This is a genomic window from Pseudomonas fluorescens (assembly GCF_004683905.1).
In the GTDB taxonomy this organism is placed as follows: Bacteria; Pseudomonadota; Gammaproteobacteria; order Pseudomonadales; family Pseudomonadaceae; genus Aquipseudomonas; species Aquipseudomonas putida_A.
In genome coordinates, this window is record NZ_CP038438.1 from 3,172,145 (window position 1) to 3,194,671 (window position 22,527).

The window sequence follows — 22,527 nt, forward strand, 5'->3', positions numbered from 1 at the left end:
AGGAGCTAGGCGAACACGAACGCCGAGTCCGACAGGTTAGCCACTCCCACCCCGACCAGGGTCACGGCATATTCGCCAATCTTCAGCACGGTATCGGCCCCCGACTGCACAGCATGCTGCTTGTAGTCGTAGCCCTGCCCCGCGCCTTCGACGCCCATGAACACCAGTTTGTCGCTGCCCTGGTAACCATTGATCGCATCAAAACCGAACGCGCCGCTGAAGAGGAAGGTGTTGTTGCCACCCACTGCCGTCATCACGTCATTGCCGGCGCCGCCGACGAAGGTCACGTGGCCCTTGTCGCTGATCAGCTTGTCATCGCCACCCAGCCCGAACAGCCAGTCACCCTCGGCGCTGGCGTGCAGCGCATTGCCGTACGCATCGCCGTTGAGCGAATGGGTGTACTGGGTCAGTTCACTGCCATTGGTCAAACCCTTGGCCTTGACACCCCAGGTGATTTCCTTGCTGCCCCACCACGAACCCGACTCCTTGCTCACCAGCGCGCCGATGTCGCGGGTCATGCTGATGCCGCCGTAGGCGTCGCGCACGTACAGCGTGCCGTCACCGTCGTTGGCGAAGCTGAAGTTCTGCAGCGGTTTCTGCAGCTCGAAGGTGTTGTGGCCCTGACCACCGAGGAGGATGTTGAAACCACCGTCATCGCGGAAGCGGTCATCGCCGCCCAGGCCTTCGAGGAAGTCGTTACCCGCCCCGCCCTTGAGCCAGTCGTTGCTCTGCGTACCGATGATGAAGGTGCTGCCGGTGTGCAGCTCGCCGCTGCGCCCCAGATCCTCGACCCAGGTCTTGCCGCGGGACGATTCCTCAAGGTTGGAGACGATGAGGGTCGAGTCCTTGTGCGTCAGGTTGTAGAACTTCGAATCGATCACCCGGTTCAAGCCATCGGCATACCCGAGCGAGCTATGGGCCGACCAGTTCAGCGGATTGACGATGCTGAACGGCACCAGGTTCTGCGCGGTGGACGCATAGTTGTCGGTGAAGTTGACGATGTTGTCGGTGGTCGACTCATGCGCCCCGTCGTGCTTGCCCAGCGACCCGCTGCTGAACGTGGTGCCGTCCAACGCACGGAACACCGGATCGTTTTCGTAACCGATGTTCAGCACGTTATTGCCGGTGCTGCTCTGGGTCGGCGAAGCGAACGCGATGTAGTTGGCATCCTTGAAGAAACCGCCCCAGTTGCTGGCACTCAACTCGGCCACGCTGTTGACCCCGAGGCCACCGAGGCTGTGGCCGCTGAACAGCACGTCCTTGGCGGCGATGCCGTTGGCGATGGCAAACGCGGCAACGGACTTGAGCAGGTTGTCGAAGGCATTTTTCGCGTAGTTGCTCGCGTAATCCGATGGCCCGATGGCGGCCAGCAGGTTGTTCTTCATGTCGCCGAAGGTGTCGCTGTAACCCAGTCCGCCAGTGCCGCGAAAGGCCACGCCGATGCCGATCAGCTTGCCGCCGGCGTCGTACTTGCCGAGCACCTCGGCCTCGGCGCTGGTGAAGCCGTCCTTCTCGCCGAAGAACGTGCCTTGGGCGCCGACCTTGCCCTGATAACCCAGCGCCGTCGCGCTGAGCGGTTTCCAGGCGGTGGCCGGCAACGGCTGGCCGGTTGGCGTGTAGGCATACAGCGTCAGTGCGATGGCATCGCTGTACAACGCTTTGCCGTCGGCATTTTTATAATCGAACAATCCCATGTTGTGCTCTCTCTTCCTTCAAAACCGGCAGCCCCCAAGGGACTGCCGGCACGCTTTTAGAACTGCCAGTCGAGGGTCAGACCCACACCGTGGTCTTTCTCGTTGTTACCGATCAGTCCGTTGTAGTCCAGGTTGACCCGGACATCGCGATTGAGCGCCAGCCCGGCGCGTACGCCGACCACCGCCGCGTCACGATCCATCGACACACTCTGCACAGTGAAGGCGCTGTTGCCATTGGCGAAGGCCAGGTGGCTGTCAGCATCGACACTGCTCAGGTTGTGCTGCCAGCCGAGGGTCGCGCCCAGTTCCAGCTGATGTTTGTCCGACAGCGCGAAGCTGCGTTTGGCGCGTACGCCAAGGGTCGACAGCACCACGTCGCGGTTGTCTTCGCCGCTCTTGAGCGCCGCAGCATCACCCTTCTCGGTGAAGCTGTCGGTGTTCAAGTGCACGTACGACAGGTTGGCGAACGGCTCCAGATTCAACGGTTGCAGGCGCAGATCGTAAGCCGCTTCGGTGAACACCTGAGTGGTCGCCGCATCGTGCTTGGTTTTCTCTTTGCCATTGACGCCCGCGAACTGCAGATCACGCTTCACGTCCACGCGATGCCAGCTGTAAGCCGCACCGGCGGTCAGACGCAACGCATCGATCTGATGCCCCAGGTACGCACCCAGGTGGTAGCTGTCGACCGAGGCCGACGAATGCGTGTCGCTGCCCATGTTCAACGAGCTGTCGCTATAACCGGTAACGAAACCCAGACGCGTATCTTCAGCAATCAAACCGTCGACACCGGCCAGCAGCCCGCCAATGGAGCTGTTGGAGTCGGCGTTTTCGTGGCCGCCATCGCTCTTGCCCCACGAACCCAGTACCTTGACCCAGGCGTTGCTGCGGTCGTCGGTCGGTGCGTCGGCATTGAACAGATCGCGCTCACGCAGACGCTCGCCCACCGCTTCACGCAGGTAGCGGCTGTCGTTGATCAGCAGGGTGCCGATGGCCGGGTGAATTTCGCCGGACAGTTGCTGGAATGCCTGTTGCGCCGACGCCGCGTTCGGCGACAGCAACAGGGTTTCGAACAGCGCATTGCCCGCGCCCAGACCCTCGGCAGCCGCGCCAACCGCACGCTGGTTTGGGGTCAGGCCGACACTGGCGAACGACGCGCCGTTGCGCCCGACGTCCAGTTGCACGCCGTTTGTCGAGTACGCCAGGGTGCCGCCGAGGAACGCGTAGTTCGGCAGCACTTGCCCGAACTGGCCTTGGATGCCACCGGCCGCTTGCAGGATGTTGAACTGCGAACCGAGCAGGCTCTGCACTTCAGTCGTCGTCAGCAAGGTCGGGCTGTTTTCCAGCGACAGACTGACCGTGGCGCCATCGATCACCGCTTTGCCACCGGCAACGATCTTGTCGCTGCTGGTCGGCGATACTTCTACCGCGTAGGTCGAACCGCGCTCGAAGGTCACGTCACCGGCGACGTTCAGCGTGCCGATCGAGTTGCCCGGGGCGACGGTACCGCCGCTTTTCGCGGTCAGTGCACCGATGCGGCCGTTACCGCCGAGGATGCCGCTGTCGTTGACCGTGACCGCCGAAGCCAGCGAGCCATTGATCGCCAGACGCCCCTGATTGACCAGAGTCGGGCCGCTGTAGGTGTTGTTGCCGGTCAGCACCAGCGTGCCGATGCCCTGCTTGGTCAGGCCGCCGTGACCGGAAATGTCGTTGCGCCAGGTGTCGAGGCCGCAAGTGATGTCGGTGCACAGGCGCTCGGTCGGTTTGCCCTTGTCGATGATCGCGCCGATGCCCGGCAAGTCCGCGACAAACTGCCCGGAACCGTAGGCCCCCTGAATGCGGAACTCTTCCGGGATGTCCTGCTCGGTGACGAACATCGCCGGGCCGTCGATGCCTTTGCGCAGGTTGATCATGCCCCAGCCGTACAAGGCGTCGATGCCCGGTGCGCCGAGGTCGGTGGCGGTGGTACGCAGCACCGTGGCGACCTGATCGCCCGTCATGTACGGGAAGCGCTCCATCAACACCGCCATCGAGCCCGCCACATGCGGTGCGGCCATCGAGGTGCCGTTGTAGTTCTTGTAGCCGGTGGTCAGGTTGTCGGCGTTGGTGCCGCTGATGATCGAGCTGTAGATCTGCGTGCCCGGCGCCGAGACGCAGAAGCTCGCGGTGTAGCCGCAGCGCGAGGAAAACGTACTCATGATGTACGGATTGGCGCTGGCCAGATCCGGGTTCTTCTGCAACGCGGCGACGGTGATCCAGTTCGGCGCGATGTCCGGCACGAAGTAGCCGAGGCCGGCGATGGCGTCCGGGTTGTTCAGGTTGTAATCGTTACCGGCGGCGAAGATCGTCACGATGCCGCTGCGGGCGGCGGCGATGGCGCCGTCGTAGGCGCCGCCGGGCTTGGTGCCGAGCAGCGTGCGGATTTCGTTGAACTGCAATTGCGCGTCGTTGACGGTGAAGTGCGGATACGCCGGGTCGCGGCCGCCGAGGTCGAAACGGTCAGTGATGCCAATGCCCCAGCTGTTGTTGATGATCCGCGCGCCACTGGCGATCAGCGCATCCCAACCGGCCTTGTACACCGCGCCGTCGTTGCCACGGACGATGCCGTCTTCCGGGCCCGGGTCACCGTTATCCGCGCTGATGATCTGCGCACCGAACGCCACGCCGTGCATCGGCCCGCCGTCACGGCTGCCGGCAGCGATGCCACCGACGTGGGTGCCGTGGGCACCGAGCTTGCCGTCGGAACCGACCGAAGGCGAACCGTCATAGCGGAACGCGTCCCCGGCTTTGACCGGGATGTACGGGTCGGTGTATTCGCGGATCCCGCTGGTGACCAGGGTGATGACTTTATTGGCACCGGAGAACTCCGGGTGCGCGGCGTACACCGGCTGGTCAAAGATCCCCAGTTTCACACCTTTGCCGGTGTAACCGGCGGCGTAGGCGTAATCCGCGCCGATGGCGCCCAGGCCCCAGTCAGCCTTGAATTCGGCGCTGCGCCAACTGGCGGGATCGCCGCTGCGGCCGCTTTCCACGTAAGGCGCCGCGTGCGCGGTGCCCCAGGTGGTCAGTGCGCAGAGCATGGCGCAATTGAGGGTTTTCATGGCGAAGCGACCGCCCGTTTGCGCGGGGGTTTTGTTGTTATTCATCCAGCGACCTTCCTTAGTGTTGTTGCGAAAAATCCGTGTACCAGGCCCACACCTGGGCATGGGAAATAACGCTTGTGGTGAGGGGATTTATCCCCGATGGGTCGCGAAGCGACCCCGAGCAGTTTCCAGTAACCGAGTTGTCCGGGTGAGCGACTGCTGCGCAGTCGATCGGGGATAAATCCCCTCGCCACAAGTGTGCGTTCACCTGACCTGCGGGGTTTGTTTCAGAACTGCCAATTCAGGCTCAACCCAACCCCATGACTCTTCTCGCGGTTAGCCAGTTGTCCGTTGTAATCGAGGTTGACCCGCACGTCCTTGCTCAACGCCAGGCTGGCTTGCACGCCGACCAGCGCCGCGTCACGCACCAATGCCGAACTCTCGACCGCGTACGGTGTGCTACCGCTGGCAAAGCGCAGATGCTGTTCGGCGTCGATGTCGCTGAGGCTGTGCTGCCAGCCGAGGTGGCCGCTGACGTCCAGTGCCTGTTGCGCCGACAAATTGAAGCGCTTAACCGCACGCACACCGAGGGTGCTGAGGACCGCATCACGCTGGTCGCCGGAGCTTTTCAGCGCCGCCGCGTCGCCCTTTTCCGTGAAGCCTTCGGTATCCAGATGCACGTAAGCGAGGTTGGCGAACGGCTCCAGTGCCAGCGGCTGCAGGTTCAGCCGGTAAGCCGCTTCACCGAAAACCTGCGTGGTCGCCGCATCGACCTTGGCTTTCTGTTTGGCGCTGACGTCACCGTATTGCAGATCGCGCTTCACATCGGCGCGATGCCAGCTGTAGGCCGCGCCAGTGCTCAGGCGCCAGGCGCCGATGTCATGACCGGCGTAAGCGCCGAGGTGATAGCTGTCGACCTTGGCCGACGAATGCGTGTCCGAGCCCATGTTCAGCGAGCTGTCGCTGTAACCGGTGACCAGACCGATGCGCGTCTGCTCGTCCAGCGCGCCGTCAACACCGGCGAGCAAACCGCCGATTGAGGTGCTGTAGCGCGAGGTGTCGTTACCTGAGTTGGTCGAACCCCAGGCGCCGAGGGCCTTGATCCAGCCATTGCTTTGCGTGGCGTTGGCATCGTGCAGACGTTCGCCGACCGCGTCGCGCAACTGGCGGCTGTCATTGATCAGCATCGAGCCGAGCGCCGGGTAGATTTCGCCGCTCAATTGCTGGAAGGCTTGCTGCGCCGAGGCGGCAGACGCCGACAGCAGCAGGCTTTCGTACACCGAATTGCCGGCGCCGAGGCCTTCGACGGCGGCCGCCACCGCACGCTGATTCGGGGTCTGCCCGACGCTGGCGAACGAGGTGGCGTTGCGCTGAATGTCGAGCTGAATGGCGTTGGCCGTGTAGTCGAGGTTGCCGCCGATGAACAGGTAATCCGGCAGCACCGCGCCGAACTGGCCCTGAATACCACCGGCCGCTTGCAAAATGTCGTACGAATGGCCGAGCAGGCTGCGGGTTTCAGTGGTGCTGAGCAGGGTCGGACTGTTTTCCAGCGACAGGCTGACCGTGGCACCGTTGATGCTCGCGCTGCCTCCAGCGACGATGCGGTCGCTGCTGATCGGTGACAGCTCCACCGCGTAGGTCGAGCCTGGGGCGAAGGTCACGTCACCGGCCACGCTTAAGGTGCCGATGGAGTTGCCCGGCGCTACGCGGCCGCCGCTGTTGGCGAGCAACGAGGCGATCCGCCCGGAACCGCCGAGGGTGCCGCTGTCGTTGACGGTCACCGCCGAGGCCAGCGAGCCGTTGACGCTCAACAAGCCGCCATTGACCGTGGTCGGGCCACGGAAAGTGTTGTCGCCGGTCAGCAGCAAGCGCCCTGCCCCGGACTTGATCAGGCTGCCCTGATAGACCCGCGTCGCCGCTGCGGCATCGCGCGCCATACCGACGGCGTAGTCGGTCTGATCCTGCTGAGTGGCGCCGGCCGGAATACCGTTCTGCCAGCCCTTGTCCTGCAAGGTCTGCTGCCAGGCGCCGTGTTCGGCGAGGTCTTCGCGCTGGCGCTGAATCAATGCCTTGTCGGAGATGTCATTGCCCCACACATCGCTTTGCCCGGCCGCCAGGTTGGCATCGAACGCGCCAAGCAACTGCCCCGGCCCGCGCATCGCCCGGTTCAGGTTGGCCACGCCCCAGCCGACCCGCTCGGTCGGCGCATCGGTAATCGAGCCGTCGAGTTGCGTGGCGGTGGTCAGCAGCACTTCGAGCGCCTGCTGATTATTCATGTACGGGTAGCGTTCCATCACCAGCGCCAGTGCCCCGGTAGCGTGCGGCGCGGCCATCGAGGTGCCGGACTTGATTGCGTAATCGCCACCCGGAATGGTGCTGTCGATCTTCGCCCCCGGCGTGGTGATGCACCAGTATTTGGCGATACCGCACTGGTTGTACTTTTGCTGATTGCTTTGGTCCAGCCCGGAAACTGCCAGCCAGTGGCCTTCGAGGTCCGGCTGAAAGTACGGCAGCGCCGAGCGCACGCTGGCGTTCGGATAGCCGCTGTTGCCGGCGCTGAACACGTTGATCACGCCACGGCGCGAGACGTCCGCCGCCGCGTCGAGCCAGGTGCCCTGATTCCAGTGTTGAGCATAAGCGGCATGCAGATCGGCCAGGGTGCGATAGCTGACATCCGGCGGCTGACTGCCCCAACTGTTGTTGATCGCGCGTACGCCGGCAGCGGCCAGGGCGTCATACGCGGCTTTGAAATAGCGCGGATCGGGTTTCGGGCCGAAGAGGAAACTGTCGTTGTTGTTGGTGTTGCCGACGTAGATTTGCGCGTTGTACGCCACGCCGTGCATGCCGGTGCCGTCACGGCTCGCGCCCATGGTGCCGACCACGTGGGTGCCGTGGGAATCGTTGTTGGGGTTAAGGGTGCCGTTGACGTTGAACAGTGAGCCGTCGACGTAACTGCCGGAGGCCAACACCGGGTGATAGCGGTCGCTGGCGAACTCGGGGTGGCCAGCATCGAAGCCGGAGTCGAGGGCGCCGATCTTCACACCTTTGCCGGTGATGCCGGCAGCGTAGGCCTGATCCGCCTGCATCCGCGCAAGGCCCCAGTCACGCTGGAATTCGGCGCTGCGCCAACTGGCGGGATCGCCGGGCTTGCCGGTTTCAAGGTACTGCGCATTGGCTTGCGCGATGGAAACTGCGAGCAACAGGGTGCCGACCGCTGCCGGCTTGATGCGTACTTCCATGTTCACCACTCACTTTTATTGTTTTATGCAGGTTCTTCTGCGGTGTAAAACCCTCACCCCAGCCCTCTCCCAGAGGGAGAGGGAGCCAATCCGGGTGTCTTGAGCCATGCATCGACCTGAGAAACCGAGTCGATTATGGATTCAGCACCGCTCGCTCATATCGGTGCCCATCTGGAACATCCCCCATTCAGTCCCCTCTCCCTCTGGGAGAGAGAGCCAATCCGGGTGTTTTGAGCCATGCATCGACCTGAGAAACCTAGTCGATTATGGATTCAGTACCGCTCACTCATATCGGTGCCCATCTGGAACATCCCCCATTCAGTCCCCTCTCCCTCTGGGAGAGGGAGCCAATCCGGGTGTCTTGAGCCATGCATCGACCTGAGAAACCGAGTCGATTATGGATTCAGCACCGCTCACTCATATCGGTGCCCATCTGGAACTTCCCCCATCCAGTCCCCTCTCCCTCTGGGAGAGGGTTAGGGTGAGGGCCACCCCCAAGCCATGCACATTAGCGATGAGCAACACCGAACGCCTCATCCACCCGCGCCAGATCCTGTTCGTTCAACGTCCCCGCGTAGTAATGCAGCTTGGTCCAGGCCATCAAGTAGTCGTAGCGCGCCTGGGCCAGATCGCGGCGGGTGGTAAACAGTTGCTGTTCGGCGTTCAGCGCATCGAGGTTCGTCCGTTCACCACCGAGAATGCTTTGCTTGGTCGATACCACCAGCGCTTCAGCCGAGGCCAGGGCCTTCTGGTAGGCGCGCAGTTTGTTGACGCCCGACAGGCAGGCGCTGAACTGGCGGCGCAGTTCGATCAGCGTCTCGCGGGTCTTGCCGTCGAGTTCGTATTCCGCCTGCTCCATGGTGCGGCTGGCCTGACGGGTCGAGGCCGATACCCCGCCACCAGCGTACAGCGGCACGTTGACTTCAAAGCCGATGGTGTTGGTGTCGTAGCGCTGGTTATAGGTGTTGCCGCTGTCCGATTCAGTCTTGCGGATCGACGCGTAGGCACTGACTTTCGGCAGGTGCCCGGCGCGGTTGCGCTCGACTTCGTACTTGGCCACTTCCACCGCCTGGCGTTGCGACGCCAGATTGGGATTGTTGCTGATCGCCAGCTCATGCCAGGTGTCGTAGTTGGCCGGCATCAGCGCGAAGGTCTGGAAATTCTGATCCAGTGGTGCCAGCTCGCTGATGTCCACCGTCTGCACGCCGACCAGCGCGCCCAACTCGCGCAGCGCCGCGTCCTGCTCGTTGCGCGCCTCGATCTCTTCGGCGGTCGCCAGTTCATAGCGCGACTCGGCTTCGAGAATGTCGGTGCGGGTGCCCTCGCCCTGCTTGAACATGTGCTCGTTCTGTTGGAACTGCTGCTCATAGGCCTTTTTCTTGGCCTGGGCGATGTCGATCTGATCCTGGGCGAACAAGGCCTTGGTGTAGTTATCCAGCACCCGCACCAGCAGTTCCTGACTCTTGCCGCGAAACGCCTCGTCGGCGAACAGCGACTGCGCCACGCCTTTGCGATACGCCGCGTAGGCTTCGTAGTCGAGCAACGGTTGCTGCAAGGTCAGGGTCGAGCCATAGCTGTTGTAGTTGCGGTCTTCGGTGAGGTTGCCGCGAGCGGTCAGTTGCGTGGCCTTCGAGGTGTTGTGACCCCGGTTGTAGTTGTAACCCAGTCTCGGCAACAGCCCGGCGCGGCCGATGATGCGGTTTTCCAGGCCCGCGTCGCGCTCCTTGATCGCGCCGAGGAACACCGGATCGTTGCGCAATGCCTGTTCGTAGACTTCGAATGGCCCCATGGCCGCCAGCGCGCTGTTTCCTGCGAGCAGCGCGAACGCTGCTCCCAACATCGAAAGCTTATTCATACAGCCGAACATCCTTATTCTTCAGTCAACGCAGAGCCAGCGCGATCGAGCAGTGGTTTGAACAGGTAGTTGAGCAGTGACCGTTCGCCCGTGCGCACGAACATTTCCGCCGGCATACCGGGCTTGATCACCAGGCCATGGAGTTTTTCCATCGCCTGATCACTGACGCTGCTGCGCAACACGTAGTACGGCACGCCGGTTTTCTCATCGACCATCTGGTCGGCGGAAATCAGGCTGACCTCACCCGGTACACGCGGGGTCTTGCTCTGGTTGAACGCGGTGAACAGGATATCGACCGGCAGATGCGTGCCGACCTTGTCGATCAGGTTGATCGGCAAGTGCCCTTCGACTTCCAGGGTGGTGCCTTGCGGGACGATCTCCAGCAGTGTTTCGCCCTGACGCACCACGGCGCCTTCGGTGTGCACGCCAAGGTTGACCGCCACGCCGTCGGCGGTGGCGAGGATCTCGCTGTGTTGCAGGTCGAAACCGGCCGAGGTCAGTTGCTCGGACAGGGTCACGCTTTTGAGTTGCGCGTCGGCCAGTTGCGTGCGCACTTCCTTCTGGTACTCCTCGCCATGCTGTTGCAGCTTCAGGCGCGATTCGAGAATGCCCTGCTCCACCCGGCCGCTTTCACCGGTGTTTTCCGCCAGTTGCTGCTGCACTTGCGACAGCTGCCGCTGGTACTCCATCAAACGGTTGCGCGGGATGTAGCCGTTGTCCGCCAGTGGCTGCAGGTTGCTCAGTTGCTGTTGCAGCGAATCGGCCTGGGCGTTGAGGTCGGTGCGGGCGCGGCGCATGCCCGCCAGCTGCGCGGTGGCGCCTTCAATGCTGGCGCGCAGACCGGCCTGCTCGCGGTAGAACGCTTCGCGACGGCTGCTGAACAGTTGACGCTGGCCTTCAAGAACCAGCGCCAGACGCGGATCCGGATCGTTACTCAGTTCGGCAGGAAAGGTGATTTCTTTGAGGTTGTCGCGTTCGGCCTGCCAGCGTGCGAGGCTAGCCCACGCCATGCGGTATTGCGCCTGTAGCGACTGCACATCGGCGGCGACCTGGGTCTGATCGAGGCGGAACAACGGTTGCCCCTGCTTCACGATTTCGCCTTCACGTACCAGAATCCGGCTGACCACGCCGCTGCTCATCGACTGCACAGCTTTGCGCTTGCCCGAGACCACCACGGTGCCTTGCACCGGAATCCCCTGATCCAGCGGCGCCAGTGCGGCCCAGGTGAAGAAACTGCCGGCGCCGACGATGGCCAGAATCCAGCCCATGCGGGCGAAGAATTTCGCATCGCGCTCCGGGCGCTCGGTGACGTATGCGTGTTCCATGGAGGCTTCGTTTTCAGTGTTCATGCTGGCGCTGCTCATACACCCGAATTCCTTGTCGAGGGCTGGTACTGCCGGCTCATGCTGAGCCCGCCCGGTGCCTGCGCGGATTTTTCCCGTTGTTGTTCCTGAGCGCCGGACAGTGCCTTGAGCACTTCCTGACTGGCGCCGAACGCCTGCAAGCGGCCATCGTTGAGCACCAGCAGTTTGTCCGCCTGAGCCAGCACCGAAGAGCGATGCGTCACCAGCACCACGGTGGTGCCCTTGGCCTTGAGCTGGGCGATGGCGCTGGCCAGCGCAGCTTCACCAACAGTGTCGAGGTTGGAGTTCGGCTCATCGAGCACCACCAGGCTCGGATCGCCATACATCGCACGGGCCAGGGCCACACGCTGCTTTTGACCGCCGGACAGGCCACTGCCGTCCTCGCCCAGTTGCGTGTCGTAGCCTTGCGGCAGGCGCAGAATCATCTCGTGGACGCCGGCCTGTTGCGCGGCGGCCACGACCTTCTCCGGGTTGGCTTCGCTGAAACGGGCAATGTTTTCGGCGATGCTGCCGCTGAACAGTTCGATGTCTTGTGGCAAATAGCCGATGTACGGGCCGAGCTCGTCGCGGTTCCAGCGATGGATGTCCGCACCGTCCAGGCGCACCGTGCCGCCGAGGGTCGGCCACACGCCGACCAGCACTCGGGCCAGGGTCGACTTGCCGGAACCGGAGGCACCGAGCACGCCGAGCACTTCACCAGCGCCCAGATTGAAATTGATCATCTGCAGGGTTGCCGCGCGCTGCCCCGGAGGGCCGGCACTGACTTGCTCGAAGGTGATCTGGCCTTTCGGCGCCGGCAGCGCCATGGTGTCGTCACTCGGCGGGAACGCCTGCAGCAAAGAGTCCAGACGACGATAGGCCAGCTTCGCCCCGCTCCACTGTTTCCACACGGCGATCAACTGGTCGATCGGGCTCAGCACGCGGCCCATCAGGATCGAACCGGCGATCATCATCCCGGCGGTCATGTCGCCCTTGATCACCAGTAACGCACCGAGGCCCAGCACCAGCGATTGCAGGCACAGGCGCAAGGTCTTACTGATCGAGCTGATCACTGCGCCGGTGTCGCTGGCCTGATTCTGCAGGCCGAGGAAACGCGAGTGCACACCGAACCAGCGCTTGCGCAACGCGCCGAGCATGCCCATGGCCTGAATGGTTTCGGCGTTGTGCAGGTGGCTGGTCGCCAGTTGGCTGGACTTCTGCGAGTAACCGGCGGCTTCGCCCAGCGGCTTCCTGGTCATGTATTCGTTGAGGCAGGCCAGCGCAATCAGCAGCAGCGCGCCGGCTGTGGCGAGCACGCCCAGCCAGACGTTGAACAGGTAGATGACAAACAGATAGACCGGGAACCACGGCGCGTCGAAAAACGCGAACAGGGCCGGGCCGGTGACGAATTGGCGAATGTGGGTCAGGTCGCCCAGCGATTGCCCGGCGTTGCCCTCGCCCTTGAACAGGTTGCGCTCGAATGCCGCCTGATACACCCGCAGGTTGAAGCGGCGCTCCAGTTGGCTGCCGATGCGGATCACGATGAAGCTGCGGATCACCTCCAGCATGCCGATGAAGGCAAAGAAGCCAACCACCATCAACGACAGCATCGCCAACGTCGTTTCGTTCTGCGAAGACAATACGCGGTCGTAGACCTGCAGCATATAAATGGAGGGCACCAGCATCAGCACGTTAATCAGTGCGGTAAAGCACCCGACGCTGATCAGAATGCTTTTATAGTCACCCAAAGCCTTGAACAAGGGAGCGGTGGCTGGGGCCTTCGCCATCTTCATTGTTTCTTCCTGAAATGATAGATCCCGCCAGACTTCGACGAGCGCTCAATTAATGTTCCGCCTACCTGCGAAAGATGTTTTGCAAGTACTCGCTTACCATTCAACAACAACTGCGACGATCACTTATAACGTTCAAACACTGCCATATATTCAATCTGAATTAGTTGAGCGTTTATTTCGTCGCGCGTTCGAGTGTAACAATCAGGCCCGACTTCAAAGTGCTGGAATAGAGCCCGTCACGTTGTCGGCTGAAAAACACGATTCTTGAACCTTCCTTGCCGGTGATCGAAATTCCGTCGGGGTCCGGAAACCAGCCGATGGGTGAATCTTCCAGCCATGCGCCGAGGCATTCGGCGCCCTTGCCGACGGTCTGATTGGCTTGCAGTTCGAGGGCACAGGTGTTCGACGGTTTATCCTGCAGCTTTTGCGCTTCGGGCGCGTCATTTTCAGTGCTCAACGTCGCCTGCCATTGCCCGGCAAAAACCGATGGATCTTCAAGTCTGAGGCTGCTTGCCATGGTTGTTTCTCCAGAAATCATGATGAACGCCGCCGAAAGCCACGCCATTGCCTTGTAGGTAAAAACTTTACAGATCATCAGAAAATTCGCTCCAGCACCTAGCCTTGCCCAGCCATCAACACGATGCAAGCAAAGAAAGCGGCGCATCAAGCGCCGCTTCCCGTTTCACATCACGCCACGATGTCGCTGGTCGCTGCCTGGCCCACGGTGCTGACCTGGAAGTCCGCCACGCCGTGCCCGGAGAAGTCCACCGACAACAGGCTGTTGCCGCCTGACGAGGTCAGGATCGCGTCGCCGGCCGAACCGGTGAAGCTGCTGACAAAGTGCAGGCCGGAACCGTTGGTGATGGCGCTCAGGTCGATTTTGTCCAGACCGCTGACGAAATCGAGGATCTGATCGATTGCACCCGGCTTGGAGTCGGAGCTGGAGGCGAACACGAAAGTGTCCGAACCCGCACCGCCCCACAGTTTGTCCGCACCACCAGCGCCGTAGATGATGTCGTTGCCGGCACCGCCCTTCAGCTCGTTGGACGCACTGTTACCGATCAGCAGGTCGTTGCCCGAACCACCAATGGCGTTCTCGATGGTCACGCCCTTGGCGATGGACACGTTACCGATCATGCCGCCAACGTCGGAGAACGAGGCTTCGTTGAGATTGATCTTCTGGTTCTGGGTGAAACCCGAGAAGTCGAAGGTGTCCTTGCCGCCCGCGTCCCAAACCGAGAACACCAGCTTGTCGCTCGACGACGAGGCGCTGAGGAAATCGCGACCGGCGTTGGAGTTGAAGCCGTAGGTGGTGTCACCGGTACGGGTGGTCAGGTTGGCGCCGTACAGCTTCTGGATCGCTGCAATGTCGTCCATCAGTGGGCCGGAAGCATAGGCTTCCACACCACCCTTACTGAAGTTCTGGGCGGTGTTGCTTTCGCTCCAGTAACTCATGAGGCTGTAACCGCGGGTGTCTTGCCCGTAGGAAGCATCCTTGTAAGTCGGATTGCCTTCGCCGGCGTTGTAGTCGCCAGGGTGAGACAGGCCCAGGGTGTGGCCGATTTCATGGGTCAGGGTTTGACGCCCGTAATTGTTCAGACCCGGGGTTTTGTTGACGTCGTAGCCACTGCCGGTCAGGTACCAGGACTGACCGTCATAGCCTGGCTCGGTGCCTGGCAGGAATGCAAACGCCGCTGCGCCTTCCTGGCCGCCGCTGTAGTTACCGAAGGTCATGTGACCGTCGCCACCACGGGCCGATTCGGTGAACGTCACGTTGGCGACATCCGCCCAGGATTGCATGGCGAGCACGGCCTGGGCTTTCTGCAGGGAGCTGAACTGACTGAAACCGGTGACGCCCAGGCCGCTGAAGTTAGCGGTTTTGGCGGTCAGAAAGGTGTAGGTCAGTTCGATCTTGCCGCTGTTGTCGAGGTCGTGCCAGGAGGCACCGTCGCGCAACAATTGAGTGGCGGCTTGATCCACCGAGAAGGACGGTTTGCCATTGACCGTGAGGTTGCCGCCACGATCGTATTGATGGCTGAAGCTATTGATCTGGTTCCAGGCAGAGCTGGTCGCAGCCAGAGATTGCGCTGCGCCGACAGGCACGAATGTGTCTGCGGTGATATCAATAGCGTTCGCTTTTACTTTCGACATAAACACACTTCCTTGTTTAGCAATGGAACAGTTTTTGTCAGATAGCGACGATCCCTGGCGAGATCGTCCTATCACTCGCCCAATGAAGGCGTAAGAAACCTGACACAATTTGAAATCTGTCGTCTAGCATTTTTTTGAGATCAAAACCGACTGTTCCGTCAAATGCCCGTAAACAATGACTGCGGGGTCGAAAGATTGTTATGAGGTGTTTGTTCTCGCCTAATTGTCTGACGATTTTCTATTTAAATATTAAATATCGGTAAGTTGCTTTTTGATAGATACGTCTCACTTTGCTGCACTCTATTAGTGCGATGCCAGTGTATTGATATCAATCAAATCAGCGTTGCTAAAACACTTGTGGGAGCGGGCTTGCTCGCGAATGCTATTTATCTGCCAACCTGTTTGCTGACTGATCGAACGCATTCGCGAGCAAGCCCGCTCCCACAGGAGGGGTGATGTGGTTTAGCTACCGGTACGGATCTTGTTCCACACCCGCGTGCGGATCCGATCGATGTTCAGCGGCATTGCCTCCAGCGCAAACAGCTTGCCCATCATCTCCGGGCTCGGATAGACCTTGGTGTCACCCTTGATTGCCGGATCGATCAGGCTGTCAGCCTGCTGGTTGCCATTGGCGTAGTGCACGTAATTGCTGATGCCGGCCATCACGTCCGGGCGCAGCAGGTAGTTCATGAACGCGTAACCGGCCTTCTCGTCCGGCGCATCGGCGGGCATGGCGACCATGTCGAACCAGATCGCCGCACCTTCCTTGGGAATCGCGTAGCCGATGTCGATACCGTTCTTCGCTTCCTTGGCGCGGTTTTCCGCCTGCAGGATGTCACCGGAGAAACCGACCGCCACGCAGATATCGCCATTGGCCAGGTCGCTGGTGTATTTCGAGGAATGGAAGTAGCTGACATACGGCCGCACTTTCATCAGCAATGCTTCGGCTTTCTTGTAGTCCTCGGGGTTCTTGCTGTGGGGCGGCAAGCCCAGGTAATTGAGGGCTGCCGGCAGCAATTCCGGGCCGTTATCGAGGATCGCCACGCCGCACTTCTGCAGTTTTTCCATGTATTCGGGCTTGAAGATCAGATCCCAGGAATCCACTGGCGCGTTATCACCCAGCACCGCCTTGACCTTGGCGACGTTGTAGCCGATGCCGGTGCTGCCCCACAGATACGGAAAGCCGTGCTCGTTGTTCGGGTCGTTGACCTGCAAGGCCTTGAGCAACACCGGGTTGAGGTTTTTCCAGTTCGGCAACTGGCTCTTGTCGAGCTTCTTCAGCGCCCCGCCCTGGATCTGCCGCGCCATGAAGTGGTTGGACGGGAACACCACGTCATAACCGGATTTGCCGGTCATCAACTTGCCGTCCAGGGTTTCGTTGCTGTCGTAGACGTCATAGGTGACGCCGATGCCGGTGTCTTTCTGGAAGTTTTTCGTGGTGTCCGGCGCGATGTAGTCCGACCAGTTGTAAATTTTCACCGTTTCAGCGGCATGACTAATGGAGGCGACCAGCAGCAGCGGCGCCAGAGCGAGGGTTTTCTGGATCATGGGGTCGATTCCTGTAGTGGCTATTTTTGTTGGCAGGCAATCAAAGGATCAAACAATCAGAAAATAAGGACGTAGCTCTTGCGCACGGTCTCCTGGATATCCCAGATGCCGAGCGTGTTGGCCGGCAACATCAGTGCGTCGCCACCTTGTATGTGCAGGGTTTCGCTGCCGTCGTCCGGGGTGAACGTGCAACGGCCGGAGATGAAGTGGCAGAACTCCTGTGCGGTGATCTGCCGGCGCCAGCGCCCCGGGGTGCATTCCCAGACGCCGGTTTCAACGCCGTCATCGCGCTCGACGCTGGTGGTCGAGGCAATGGCGACCGGCTCGCCGAGTGGCACGGCCACCGGGTTGGATTCATCCAGTTGCAGGCTGGCGGTGTTCTTGAACTGCGTAATGCTCATGGTGAGACCTGTCTTGTGAAGAAAACGGCGGTTAGTGCATGAAACCTTCCATGAAGCCCGCGACCTGGCTGGCAAGCTTGCGCCGCCACGGTGCAGTGGCCGGGTTGGCCAGGGTCTGGTCTTCGTGGACAAAACTTTTGATGATCGCGTTGTAGCCAAGCCAGCGGCACGGCTCCGGCTCCCAGGCGCGTAGCGCATGAATTCCGCCGTCCGGCAGCACCCACGGCTGATGCACCAGTTCGGTATCGCGCTCAAGAATCAGATCGGCCAGGGTGCGGCCGCCGAGATTGCTGGCACCCACACCCTCCCCGCCATAACCGCCGGACAGCGCAATGCCATTGGCGCGATCGCAGAGCATGTGCGGCTTGAAGTGCCGGGACATGCCGAGGTTGCCGCCCCAGGCGTGGGTGATCTGCACGTTTTTCAACTGCGGGAACAGCTCGCCGAACAGATAGCGGCGCAGCTCAACCTCATCACGGGTCAGATCGAAGTTGTGGCGCAGTTTGCCGGCGAACTGGTAACCGCCGCGGGCGCCGAAGATCAGGCGGTTATCGGCGCTGCGCTGGCCATAAGTGACCTGACGGCTGAACTCACTGAAAGCCTGGCCACGGTTGAGGCCGATTTCATCCCAGGTCGCTGCCGACAACGGCTCGGTGGCGACAATCAAGCTTTGCACCGGCAACTGATAGCGGCCCAACGGTGGGAGCGTGACCGAATAACCTTCGACCGCCGGCACAATCCAGCGACTGCGCACACTGGCCCTGGCCGTGCGCAAACTGCCGGACTGCCAATGGGTGACTGGGCTGTTTTCATAGATCTTCACGCCCATGCTCTGCACGGTGCGCGCCAGACCGCGCACCAGTTTCGCCGGGTGAATGGTCGCCACGTGCGGCGCGTAAATGCCGCCGTAGGGTTTCGCCACACGAATCTGTTGCGCCAGTTGCTCGGGGTTCAGCCAGCGGTAATCGTTGTCGGTCAGGCCTTGGGCGTGCAGTTTGTCGAGGTATTCGCGCAGGCTGGCTTCCTGCTCCGGGTAACGGGCGGCGCAGTACAGCACCCCGCCTTTACGGTAATCGCAGTGGATGCCCTCACGTTCGAGGACAACTTCCACTTCATCCGGAATGCTGTGCAGCAGATCAAACGATGCGCGACGTTGTTGTGGAGAGAGACCGGCGAGCAGTCGATCCTCGCCCAGCAGGTTACCCATCAGCCAGCCGCCATTGCGCCCGGACGCGCCGAATCCGGCGGTTTGCGCCTCGACGATGGCGATATCGAGACCGGGGGCGAGTTTTTTCAGGTAATACGCGGTCCACAACCCGGTATAACCGGCGCCGATGATCGCCACGTCGACATCCAGATCCTGTTCCAACGCCGGCCGCGCAATCAACGGCTCGTCGAGTTGATCCATCCACAAACTGATAGTGCGCCACGCCGGCATGCAAGACTCCGCCACTGAAAACCTTCGATGGCGTCGATCCTAGTGCGTGACTTCAATCACTGTCTTGCGCGCGTGCCCGCAAAGAAATTTGTTTGGCGTAGGCCTTCGGCGACTGGCCGGTGTGCTGGCGAAAACAACTGTAAAACGCTGACAGCGAGTTGAAACCGGCAGCAAACGCCAGCTCATCGATACGCAGCGGTGGCGTGGCCTGATCCAGCGTCTTGAGCAAGTGCTGCAGGCGGGCCTGGTTGACGTAGCGATAGAAGCTCTGGCCGAGCACCTGATTGAGCAGGTAGGAAATCTGATTGCGGCTGTAGCCGCACTCCTTCGCCACCCGTTGCAGATCCAGTTCCGGATCGAGGTACGGCTGCTGCCGCTCAAAATACTGCTGCAGATCCTCGGCCATGAAACTGATCTGGCGCGGCGACAGCCCCAGGCGACTCACCGCCGGGCGCTGACTGGGTGCGACAGCGCCGTTGGTTTGCGTGCGGACCAGCGAGGCGTATTCGTTGACCCGCCAGATCAGGCCGTCCTTGACCGTGATCGCTTCGCTGGATCGGAACGACACCAGCCCGTCGCCACCGCGCAAAGTCACTTCGTATTGAATGAACGCGGTGTTGCCATCCACGCGAATCCGGTCGCAATGCTCGAGCGCTTCGTCGGATTCTCGCGGCATGCTCACGCGCACGTACTCGCGCAATTCGTCGAGGCCCAGGACCCGGTTCTGAAAGAAATCGTTGTATTGGACGTCCGGGTGATACAGCGCCATGACGCTGTCCAGATCGCGGTGCTTCCAGCTCAGGTGGTAGCGCATGACCGTGGCGGCCGTGGCCGGGGTCTGTTCGGGGCCGTCATCGTCGGCGTGCATAAAGGGCTCGGCGCAAAAGAACCGAGCTTGCCCAAGTTCGACAAAACGATCAACGAGCAAACCGTAGTGGCCATTTGGCGATGACTGATCCCGACGTGACTTACATCAAAAAACGCGCAGCAATCGCAAAATGAACTGAAAAATCTCACGGAAAATTCACATGCGGGTGCTACTTTTAACGTCACTGACCGGTTGAGCCAATGAAGGCTCTTCCCACCTAACATGAGCAAAAGGAAGCGCTCGATGAAGAAGGCGGGCAACACATGAATAAAGGCTCCAGTAAAGTCACGTTTCCCAATGCGTGCCAACTGATGCGTTGGCACTTTCATCCCATGGGTTTTGAGGCAACGATGGATGCGCCGGGCAGCATGATTGCCCGTCTGTTTGATCGTGCCAGCGGTGAAACCATGATCGCCATCGCCGGTATTCCTTGTGCGACGGTGATGAACGCGGCCGATGTCGAGCGCATCATTGAGGCTGTGGAGGACGAACTGGAGGCTTTCATTCCTCCGGAGTCTCTCAAGAGTTACGCATAACCTATTGTTTTATATAAAAAGCCCGCCAATTCAGGCGGGCTTTTTTTGTGCTTGCGTGCTACGCGTTTTGCGGCTGTTTCCGGTGATCAGCGAAAAACGCCTTGCCTTGGGTAACCCGATCGGACGCCCTTGGCATGTTCACCGCCTGGTTATCCTGCGGCTCGACGTACCAGTAGCAATGGCTGACCGCCCGGGTGATACCAACGTAGGCCAGCCGCAGAATCTCGTCCTTCTGCGCCGTGTCATAAGGCTCACTGTCGCCAGCCTTGCCCAAGCCGGCCATGCGATACACCTGGTTCTTGTAGGGCGAACTGGTCAGGTGCTGGCAGTCACCGAGCAGGAACACCGCATCAGCCTGCAGCCCCTTGGCGCGGTGGTAAGTCAGCTGTTTCAGCCGTCGCGCTTCGTACGGCAAGCTCGAATCAACATTAACTACAGGCTGAATATGCTTTTCTATCAATAACTTATCGCTGCTTTTTCGATAGAGCATCAAGATCGAATCGCCACGATTGTAATGTTCAGCCAGGCGCTGTCCCAAGGCCTGATCATCGCGCTCCAGCACATTGACTGGCTGCAATGCCTTGGGAGCACCGCTGGCCTTGGCCTTCTTGCCGGGGATTGCCGGCGCGGCGCGAACGATGTGTTCGGCAGCATCGATGATGTGCTGATGGCTGCGATAGTTGTCACTGAGCATCACCCGCGTGGTGCTCGGTGACGGGAATTCCTTGTTGAACTCCATGAAGTAACTCGGCGAACTGCCGCGCCAGCCGTAGATCGACTGCCAATCGTCGCCGACACACAGCAACGAAGAACGCTGCGCACCCCGCCCGACATGCATGGCCGGGCCACGACTGCGGATTTCCGCGAGGCTGGCACGGATCCACGAAACGATTTGCGGCGATACGTCCTGAAACTCGTCGATCATCAAGTGCGACATGGGCCGCAGCAGCTCATCACTCAACAGCTTGAGATTTTCCGGGGAGTGTTCGCTGAACAGCGCGAACATCCGGTTGTAGGTCATCACCGGCGGCTTCTGATCGAGCAGATGATCTTCAAGGGCACGCCAGAACAGGCTCAGCGCCTCGAAGAAAAACCGATCCGGATCATCCTTGGCAAAACTCATACGACCGACAGCGTCCGGCACATCCAGCCCGAGGTTTTCGATGAAACCAGCCGCCGCGACAAAACAGTCCAGCAGCGGCGCTGAGACCAGCTCACCTTTGACCTTGTAATCGAACCCGGGACCCGCGCTCGCGTCGCCGGCCAACGTCGACAGAACTCGCTTTGACATTTCATAGCTATCTAGCCAAATCAATGGCTTACGGCAGAAAGCTTGAAACAGGGTGCGCTTAACGGCCCACTCGGCGCGTACGCTGAGCTTGGCGTTGGGGCGGCAGATTTGCGGGTTTTCCCGGGGATCGAAGCCGAGCACCACCCAAGCATCGAGGCTGGGAATGTAGCCGTGGCAGTGAAAGGTCGAACCGTTGATCTCGAACGTCTGCCGGCTGGGCTCAATGCCCTTGATCGGCCAGGCACCGGCGCGAAACCACAGGTCTTCGATGGCATCGCACAGTTCTTCGTCGCGTTTGGCTGCCAGTTCGGTCACTGCCATGCGCTTTTGCACGTCCGGGTGATCGCGCTCAAGCTCCTTGAGCTGCAAGGCAGCCTTGGCCAGTGGTTGAATCAACTGGCGGAAACGTTGGTCCTGATTGAACAAGCGGTGATAGCAGGCGTTGAGCTGCTGGCGCTGGGCATCATTGATTCGCAGATCGAACGGGTTGCTGTCGACCTCCTCGTCAGCGCCTTGTGGCCGATTGCTTAGATTTTCAAAAGCCTGCAAGCGTTCGAACCCCGGCAGGCTGCGTACCATCGGCAAAATGCGTGAGTGAAAGGTGCGCACCAGTTCCCGCGCCTGTTGCAGGCTCAATGGCTGTCCCCAGAGCGCGAACATCTCGATAAGCTTATTGATGAAGTCCTTGCGCGACTCACGGGTGAAGGTCACCACAGTCATTGAATCCAGCTCAAAGCCCAGATAATGCGTGAGCAACAGGATGCGCAGCACCAACGTGGTCGACTTGCCTGCCCCGGCCCCGGCGATCACCGAGGTCGAGGGAGTGTCACTGAAAATCATCTTCCATTGAGCGAGGCTTGGCTGGGCATGCGCGGGCAGCAGGCGCGCCACATCGGCTTTCATGCGCTTCTTCAGCTCGGCGCTGAGTGGCAGACGCCAGTCGTCGAACAGATGATTATCGACGCTCGGTGGACGATGCTCGGTGCTGCGACTGTCACGAATCAACAGCACCTGCCGGCCTTCTTCCAGGCCTTCGAGTTTCCCCTCCTTGAAGCCGTACTCCACGCCAGCGGTGTGTCCGCTGCGAAAACCGTCCGCCTGGCCGTGCAGCCACGACGCACGGTGTTGAGCGCGCAAGCGTGTCAGGCCATGGCCGAAGAAACGTGCGGCGAGACGCTTGAACCATGGCATCTCGGCCAATGGACGAAGTTCGGGAGGAAGATCGGGAGTGTGTTGCGCCACGCTGAGGGGCTCCAGTGTGTGAGGCTGTTGGGGGCTATGGTGGCTTTA

Annotated in this window: 14 protein-coding genes; 1 reads left to right on the forward strand and 13 read right to left on the reverse strand. The window is 60.8% G+C overall.

What is annotated here, in order from left to right:
- Positions 1 to 5: 5 nt before the first annotated feature.
- The 12 genes from E4T63_RS14475 to E4T63_RS14530 all read right to left on the reverse strand — a co-directional run bounded on the left by E4T63_RS14475 (position 6) and on the right by E4T63_RS14530 (position 19,410).
- A complete protein-coding gene (locus tag E4T63_RS14475; RefSeq protein ID WP_135295856.1) occupies positions 6 to 1,694 on the reverse strand; it encodes a polyurethane esterase in 1,689 nt (562 codons plus the stop codon).
- Between the two features lie 56 nt (positions 1,695 to 1,750).
- Positions 1,751 to 4,837, reverse strand: coding sequence for an autotransporter serine protease (locus E4T63_RS14480; RefSeq protein WP_135295857.1), 3,087 nt, complete (start codon positions 4,835 to 4,837; stop codon positions 1,751 to 1,753).
- 224 nt (positions 4,838 to 5,061) lie between these two features.
- A complete protein-coding gene (locus E4T63_RS14485; protein WP_135295858.1) occupies positions 5,062 to 8,013 on the reverse strand; it encodes an autotransporter serine protease in 2,952 nt (983 codons plus the stop codon).
- Positions 8,014 to 8,521: 508 nt separating this feature from the next.
- Complete coding sequence (locus tag E4T63_RS14490; protein ID WP_098964081.1) at positions 8,522 to 9,880, reverse strand: TolC family outer membrane protein; 1,359 nt, start codon at positions 9,878 to 9,880, stop codon at positions 8,522 to 8,524.
- A gap of 2 nt (positions 9,881 to 9,882) precedes the next feature.
- Positions 9,883 to 11,232: an HlyD family type I secretion periplasmic adaptor subunit gene (locus E4T63_RS14495; protein ID WP_003225006.1), complete on the reverse strand. Its 1,350-nt coding sequence runs from the start codon at positions 11,230 to 11,232 to the stop codon at positions 9,883 to 9,885.
- Entirely contained in the window at positions 11,229 to 13,004 is a 1,776-nt protein-coding gene (locus E4T63_RS14500; RefSeq protein ID WP_135295859.1) for a type I secretion system permease/ATPase, read from the reverse strand. The genes E4T63_RS14495 and E4T63_RS14500 overlap by 4 nt, the downstream gene beginning before the upstream one ends.
- Positions 13,005 to 13,176: 172 nt before the next feature.
- Positions 13,177 to 13,599 (reverse strand): AprI/Inh family metalloprotease inhibitor, encoded by a 423-nt coding sequence (locus tag E4T63_RS14505; protein ID WP_167797097.1) that lies wholly within the window; start codon positions 13,597 to 13,599, stop codon positions 13,177 to 13,179.
- A gap of 92 nt (positions 13,600 to 13,691) precedes the next feature.
- The gene (locus E4T63_RS14510) at positions 13,692 to 15,155 is read right to left on the reverse strand and encodes a serralysin family metalloprotease (RefSeq protein WP_098964084.1); all 1,464 of its coding nucleotides are present in this window, start codon (positions 15,153 to 15,155) and stop codon (positions 13,692 to 13,694) included.
- Positions 15,156 to 15,617: 462 nt separating this feature from the next.
- Positions 15,618 to 16,703, reverse strand: coding sequence for a polyamine ABC transporter substrate-binding protein (locus E4T63_RS14515; RefSeq protein WP_134786451.1), 1,086 nt, complete (start codon positions 16,701 to 16,703; stop codon positions 15,618 to 15,620).
- Positions 16,704 to 16,759: 56 nt separating this feature from the next.
- Positions 16,760 to 17,104 carry a cupin domain-containing protein gene (locus tag E4T63_RS14520; RefSeq protein WP_098964086.1) on the reverse strand — a complete coding sequence of 115 codons (345 nt, stop codon included), beginning with the start codon at positions 17,102 to 17,104 and terminating at the stop codon, positions 16,760 to 16,762.
- Positions 17,105 to 17,135: 31 nt separating this feature from the next.
- A complete protein-coding gene (locus tag E4T63_RS14525; protein WP_135295860.1) occupies positions 17,136 to 18,542 on the reverse strand; it encodes an NAD(P)/FAD-dependent oxidoreductase in 1,407 nt (468 codons plus the stop codon).
- 52 nt (positions 18,543 to 18,594) lie between these two features.
- The gene (locus tag E4T63_RS14530; RefSeq protein WP_027612776.1) at positions 18,595 to 19,410 is read right to left on the reverse strand and encodes a helix-turn-helix domain-containing protein; all 816 of its coding nucleotides are present in this window, start codon (positions 19,408 to 19,410) and stop codon (positions 18,595 to 18,597) included.
- Positions 19,411 to 19,673: 263 nt separating this feature from the next.
- Here E4T63_RS14530 and E4T63_RS14535 point away from each other — a divergent pair, with 263 nt between their 5' ends.
- Positions 19,674 to 19,946, forward strand: a complete 273-nt coding sequence (locus E4T63_RS14535) for a DUF1652 domain-containing protein (RefSeq protein WP_025109621.1) — start codon at positions 19,674 to 19,676, stop codon at positions 19,944 to 19,946.
- Positions 19,947 to 20,004: 58 nt separating this feature from the next.
- Here E4T63_RS14535 and E4T63_RS14540 read toward each other — a convergent pair whose 3' ends face one another.
- Positions 20,005 to 22,479 (reverse strand): UvrD-helicase domain-containing protein, encoded by a 2,475-nt coding sequence (locus E4T63_RS14540; protein ID WP_135295861.1) that lies wholly within the window; start codon positions 22,477 to 22,479, stop codon positions 20,005 to 20,007.
- Positions 22,480 to 22,527 lie beyond the last annotated feature (48 nt).